The 6,480-nt window shown below is 62.3% G+C and carries 5 protein-coding genes and 1 tRNA gene; 1 reads left to right on the plus strand and 5 read right to left on the minus strand.

Going from position 1 to position 6,480, the window contains the following annotated elements; translation table 11 throughout:
* Positions 1-1,578 (plus strand): site-specific integrase (locus tag XF30_RS31965; protein WP_204524532.1); only part of this gene is annotated, 1,578 nt, incomplete at its 5' end.
* A gap of 174 nt (positions 1,579-1,752) precedes the next feature.
* Here the strand turns inward: XF30_RS31965 and XF30_RS31970 are convergent.
* From XF30_RS31970 to XF30_RS31990, 5 genes are all read right to left on the minus strand, one after another.
* Positions 1,753-1,828, minus strand: a tRNA-Lys gene (locus XF30_RS31970).
* Positions 1,829-1,993: 165 nt separating this feature from the next.
* Positions 1,994-2,590, minus strand: a complete 597-nt coding sequence (locus XF30_RS31975; protein ID WP_109144901.1) for a Spy/CpxP family protein refolding chaperone — start codon at positions 2,588-2,590, stop codon at positions 1,994-1,996.
* A gap of 198 nt (positions 2,591-2,788) precedes the next feature.
* On the minus strand, positions 2,789-3,793 hold the full coding sequence (locus XF30_RS31980) for a TRAP transporter substrate-binding protein (protein WP_036025066.1): 1,005 nt from the start codon (positions 3,791-3,793) through the stop codon (positions 2,789-2,791).
* A gap of 118 nt (positions 3,794-3,911) precedes the next feature.
* Entirely contained in the window at positions 3,912-5,471 is a 1,560-nt protein-coding gene (locus tag XF30_RS31985) for a 2-isopropylmalate synthase (RefSeq protein WP_036006756.1), read from the minus strand.
* A gap of 387 nt (positions 5,472-5,858) precedes the next feature.
* Positions 5,859-6,122 (minus strand): hypothetical protein, encoded by a 264-nt coding sequence (locus XF30_RS31990; protein ID WP_109144902.1) that lies wholly within the window; start codon positions 6,120-6,122, stop codon positions 5,859-5,861.
* Positions 6,123-6,480: the final 358 nt, after the last annotated feature.

Genomic DNA, 6,480 nt, shown 5'->3' on the forward strand with positions numbered 1-6,480 from the left:
ATCGCGCTAGATTCCAATGGGTGCCATCTCTTACTGGCACTGAGGGTTCTTATGGCCGATCCCAAGTTTCCCCATGTGAAGTGGCGTAATGGCCGTCCTCGCTCGTCGCACGGCTCTTATGCCAGAGCTCTCGGCTTTGTCGATGCCGATTTGCGCCATCCGCCGTACGATGAAAAAGGCCGTCCGGTCGGTGCTTGGTTCAATCTCCAAGAAGCCTCAGACTTTTCAGACAAGCGAAAGTCGGAGATCGAGGCGGCGCGCCGCGCCGGCAAGCTACCGAAGAAAATTACGATCCGGAAGCGTTCTACGATCGAAGATCTTCTGGACGATTGGAGCAAGTCGGTTGAGTTCAAGGCGCTGTCGCCCGCCTCGCAATCTTCCTATCGCAAATGTATCTCCGCCATCTTGTACCGACCGCAATCACGTGAATCCGCGGCTAGGATGCGTGCCGAGATCCGTGCAGCCAAGCTGCTCGGTGTAGCCGAGCCCGTACGAGAACTCGAGGCGATTGCAACTGCCACTCCGACATCAATCGGCAAACCGGAATTCCGTGCCTTCTATAATTACGCGAAATCAGCTCGCGGCCATCATATGGCGCTCTCGATGATAGCCACGCTCTCAGCGGCATTCACTTGGGGGCAGGAAAGTGTCTTGTGGCGCCTCGGACCCAACCCGCGAGAAGGTATGGAGTTCGATCATCCAGACGGACGCATCGTACAGGTTGCGATGCCTGAATTTTCTGCATGGGTCGCCGCAGCCGATGCGATCGAACGGCCTTCGGTCGGCGATAGCTTTCACCTGGCATTGTTCACCGGGCAGCGCCAGACCGACCGTCTAATTATGCGCAATGAGAGCGACGTCGAGGGCCGGCACGCGTTCCGGCAGAGCAAAACTGGCGAACTTGTCGACATCAAAGAGGCGCCGCAACTCAGCGCACGACTGAATGCCTCGCGTGCGCGAGTGAAGGAGCTAAAGCTTCGGCTTCAACTGGATAGGGTGCCGCCCGAGCTGGTGGTCAATGAGGACAATGGCGAGCCTTATGACGAGAGTACCTACCGCCATTGGGTATCGACTGCCCGAGCCGTCGCTGTATTCGGCTTTCTGAAGCGCGACAACGCGCGTCAGGCAATCGTACGCGCAGAACGATTGAACGCCGAACTGATTAAGGATGTCGACAAACTCTTCGCGCCGTTCCCTCTCGATGAGGAAAATAAAGCGCAGCGCGCTCGAGCGGTCGATCAACGCAAGCGCGCATTAGCGGAATGGCTGGATGCGCAGGTCACTCGCGACAGCAATGGAGACGAGGCAGCATGGCGCGTGCAGCCTTGCCCCACCCTAATGTTCGTCAACGGCGCCGGCGAACTCGACCAGAAGCACGACCAGGACCTACGCGATACCTGCGTTATGCTTCTCGATCGGGCTGGCTGCGACTTGCTGACGATCTGCGACATCACTGGGCATTCATACCGAAGCGCCCAGACTATCGTGAAGCACTACCGCGCCCGCAATGCGGCTCGCGCCGATTCCGGTATCGACAGGCTTGAATTGCAGGTGCGGAAGGAAGGCATGAAGAGCTGAACGCAGACCGATAGGTCTCATTTGGCTGCGCGTTTCAGCGGTGGATGGCCTTCGGCCCTAATTATCCGACTCGTCGCACGGCGTGCGACGTACGACCATTAAAAGCGTCGCACGAGACCCGGTTTGTTCTGTGGCGGAATTTAAAAAAGCCCTTGCGGGCCAATCTCTTAAGGGTGGTGGGCGCACCAGGGCTCGAACCTGGGACCCGCTGATTAAGAGTCAGCTGCTCTACCAACTGAGCTATGCGCCCGAAAGGCGGTCAAGGCCTTGCGAGGCCGGTCGTTTAGCAAAGCGTTCCGGGTCTGGCAAGCGATCGGACGCAAGTTTTCCAAGGTCTCGTCCGCAGCCCCGAAAATGCGAAAAGCCGCTGGATTCCAGCGGCTTCGCCAGGTTTACGGCCTGAGAACCGGTCCGTTCAGAGCCGGCCCTCCCGGTCCCGGTCGGGACCGCGGTCACGGTCGAAGCGGTCGTGGTGGAAGTGGTCCATGCCCCGTTCCATCATGCGGTCCATGCGCTCCTTGAAGTGGTGGTGGCGCGGGCCGTCCTCGCCGCCGCCGAACGGGCCGCGGTGCCGGGTCAGCACGGCGAGACGTCGTTTCTGGCCCTCATCGAGGGTCTTGTAGAGCGGATCGGCGGCATCGGCGATCTTCTTCAGGGCGGCGGAGCTGGCGCCCATGTCCTCGGCGCGCTGGCGCAGGCGGGCGATCGGGTCCTCGGCCCTGTCGGCATCGCCCGGCCCGGCATTCATCCGCGCATTGGCGCGGTCGATGCGCAGCTTGGCGAACTCCCGCACCGCCGCCTCGACCGGCGGCCACAGCTTCTCCTGATCTGCGTTCAGCTTCAGCCCGGCATGGACGGCGGCGATCCGCGCATCGACGAAGGCGGCACGGTCCTCGGGGTTCATGCGCATGTGGCGGACGTGCTCCATCCACGGGCGATGATATTGGGCGTAGACCGCGCCCGAGCCGGCGATGCTGAGCACGGCGATGGCTGCGATGGTGAATTTCTTCATCCTGACCTCCTCTGGAAAGGTGCCCGTAAGGATGAGCGCGAGGGGGCTGACGCGCAACTTACAACTTGGACAGGAAGGGCGTCCTTGCAGAGATGTAACTGCCGTGAATGTCCGTTCAGATGCGAACAAAAATAATTCGCAACAAAAAGGGCTTCCGTGCGCTGCGCGGAAGCCCTTCGTTGGGGTCGCCCGTCGAGGTCAGTTCGTCGGGCTCTTGGCTTCCTTCAGGAACTCGTCGATCAGCCCCTGGCCGATGCGGCCCGCGGCCTCCTTGTAGACCGGCTCCATCGCCTTGCGCATCGCCTCGTCCTGATCGGCCGTCAGCTTGATGATCTCGCTCTTGCCGCTCTTCTTGATCTCGGCCAGCGCGTCATCGTTCTCCTTCTGCGACTGCGCGTTGCTGAACTCGGTCGCCTCTTTCATCGCCTTTGACAATGGGTCACGGATGTCGGCCGGCAGATCGTCCCAGAATTTCTTGTTCACGATCACCACGTAGCCGATGTAGCCGTGATTGGTTTCGGTGATGTACTTCTGAACCTCGTGCATCTTCTGGGTGTAGATGTTCGACCAGGTGTTCTCCTGGCCGTCGACCACGCCGGTCTGGAGTGCCTGGTAGACTTCCGAGAACGCCATCACCTGCGGCAGCGAGCCGAGCGACTTGAACTGGGCCTGGATCACGCGCGAGGATTGGATGCGGAATTTCACGCCCTGATAGTCGGCCGGCGTGATCAGCTTCTTGTTCGCGCTCATCTGCTTGAAGCCATTGTCCCAATAGGCAAGGCCGGTGATGCCCTTGGCATCCAGCAGCTTCAGCAGTTTGGTGCCGAGCGGCCCTTCCGTCACCTTCCGCAGCGTCTTGATGTCGGGCAGGATGTAGGGCAGGTCGAACACCTCGAACTCGCGGATGCCGAGCGGCCCAAACTTGGAGTTGGACGGCGCCAGCATCTGCACGCTGCCGAGCTGGAGCGCCTCGAGCTCTTCCTTGTCCTTGTAGAGCGTCGAGTTCGGATAGACTTCGACCTTGACCTTGCCGCCGGTGTACTTCTCGGCGAGCTCCTTGAACTTCTCCGCGCCCTTGCCTTTCGGCGTGTCGGTGGCGACAACGTGGCTGAATTTAATGATGATCGGTGATTGGGCCGATGCCGGCCCGCTCAAGCCAAGTGCCAGAACCGCGATGGAGGCGGCGATCGCCGAGGTGCGCATGGTCTCTCCCTGTCGTTTGTTTGAGCCGCCCGGCGGTGCCGGGTGGCCAGTCTTATGCCGGCTGCATCAATAGCGGCTCGCTTACACAGCCGCTATTGTCCCTTAGCAGGGCAGCCATTCAGCTCGCCGCCGCCGTCACATTGTCGCGCTGGCGCTTCATGACGATCTTGTTGAGCGCGCCGAGATAGGCCTTGGCCGAAGCCACCAGGGTATCCGGATCCGCCGCGCGCGCCGTCATCGAGCGGCCGTCCTGCGCCAGCCGCACCGACACTTCCGCCTGCGCGTCGGTGCCCTCGGTGACCGCGTGCACCTGGTACAGCTCGAGCTTGGCCTCGTGCGGCACCAGGCGCTTGATGCAGTTGAAGACGGCGTCGACGGGGCCATTGCCTTCGGCTTCCTCGATCTTAATCTGGCCGTCGACGTCGAGCTTCATGGTCGCGCGCTGCGGACCGTGGGTGCCGGCGATCACCGTCAGCGAGGTCAGCTTGATGCGGTCGTGCGAGGCCGCCATCTCCTCGTCGACCAGCGCCTCGATGTCCTCGTCGTAGATGTCCTTCTTGCGGTCGGCCAGCGCCTTCATCCGCGTGAACGCATCTTCCAACTGGTTCGGACCGAGCTTGTAGCCCATCTCCTCCAGCTTGTGCACGAAGGCGTGGCGACCGGAATGCTTGCCCAGCACCAGCGACGACTGCTTCAGGCCCACCATCTCGGGGCGCATGATCTCGTAAGTCGAAGCGTCCTTCAGCACGCCGTCCTGGTGAATGCCGCTCTCATGGGCGAAGGCATTCCGGCCGACGATCGCCTTGTTGTATTGCACCGGGAACGAGGTCGCCGCCGAGACCAGCTTCGAGGCGCGGGTCAGCTGCGTCGTGTCGATCTTGTTCCAGTAGGGGAATTTGTCGTTGCGCACGTTGATCGCCATAACGATCTCTTCGAGAGCGGCGTTGCCGGCGCGCTCGCCGATGCCGTTGATGGTGCACTCGACCTGGCGCGCGCCGCCCGTGATGCCGGCCAGCGAGTTGGCGACCGCCATGCCGAGATCGTTATGGCAGTGCACGGAGAACACCGCCTTGTCCGAGTTCGGCACGCGCTCGATCAGCGTCCTCATGAAGTGGGTATATTCCTCCGGTACCGTATAACCAACCGTGTCGGGGATGTTCACCGTGGTGGCGCCGGCCTTGATCACGGCCTCGACGATGCGGCACAAAAAGTCCATCTCGCTGCGGGTGCCATCCTCGGCCGACCATTCGACGTCGTCGATCTGGTTGCGGGCGCGCGCGACCATGGCGACGGAGGTCTCGATCACCTGCTCCGGGGTCTTGTTCAGCTTCACCCGCATGTGCAGCGGCGAGGTCGCGATCACGGTGTGGACGCGGCCGCGCTTGGCGAACTTCACGGCTTCGGCACAGCGGTCGATGTCGGCGGGATGGGCGCGCGACAGGCCGGCGATGACGGCGTTCTTGGAGCGGCGGGCGATCTCGCTGACCGCCTGGAAGTCGCCTTCGGAGGTGATCGGAAAGCCGGCCTCGATGACGTCGACGCCCATATCATCCAGCAGTTCGGCGACCTCGAGCTTCTCCTCGAAGGTCATGGTGGCGCCGGGGCACTGCTCGCCGTCGCGCAGCGTGGTGTCGAAAATGATGACGCGGTCCTTCTCGGACTTGTTCACGGTGGCCATTCCTAGATTTCCTTTTGAGCGTTTGCGCCGTTCAGAGCCGTTTCAGTCCCTTGGCGCTTGAGGTGTCCGTTGATCTCGACCAACCCCTGAGCGCCCAGGCGCATGGCGCCCAGCCGGCCCTCAGGGGCAAGTAAGAAGAAGGCCGCCAATAAGGAGGGTGGGCAGCAGCGCAGCCGGGATCGCGGCGGCGGCCAGAGCCACCTCCCCCGAAATCCCCTCGATTTGGCCGCGAATCAGCATTGCCAGACCCTGTACAGCCTCAAATCCTCGGTCAAAACCGTTGACGGTTGGTTTCGGGAGAGGCCCGATGTGGCCGTTTCTAGACGAGAAATGGCCGCAACTGCAACGCCAAAAAGAGGGTCAACATAGATGACCTAAAAGGTAGGCCTAGGCCGTGCCGGTGCGGCGGGCGCGCGCCCTGTTCTCCCAACGGTTCAGCATTTGGCCGAGCTCGCCGGTGGGCGCAGCGGTGCCGGTCTTCGCGATCTCGTTGGTGTTGGCCGGCGCATTGGCTGAGAGCCAGTCCGGCTCAGCGTACTCGCGCCAGCGGCGTGCCTCCGCGCGCCTTTTTCGGGAGACGTAATCCCGCGTGAAATAGCCGGCCGCAAAGGCAAACGAGAGAAGGATGACCAAGATGACGACTTGCACAATGAGCTCCGGCTTTATCCCCTGCTAGCGCCCTGCAATCCAAACGCACTCGAAGGTGACGAAATTGCGACCCGCGATCACGCCGCGGTTTCAAGTCTGCCTCTCGCAACCGGACGCGGACCGGACTAACCTTCGCCGCGCTTGGCCGGATCAACCGGCCGGCCGAACGTAACCGGGAGGATACGATGACACGCCAGGAGGCTCCTGAGCAGGAGCAGCGTGCGCACGATGCTGCGCTTTCACGACGAACGCTAGTCGGGGGGCTGGCGCTCGGCGCCGCGGCCACGTTGGCGGGCCCCGCGCTGGCCCAGACCGGGCCCGCCGCACCGCCGACGACGATCACGACGCCGCCGCGCGACTT

Origin of the sequence: Bradyrhizobium sp. SUTN9-2 (genome assembly GCF_003122645.1) — a bacterium.
Taxonomy (GTDB): domain Bacteria; phylum Pseudomonadota; class Alphaproteobacteria; order Rhizobiales; family Xanthobacteraceae; genus Bradyrhizobium; species Bradyrhizobium yuanmingense.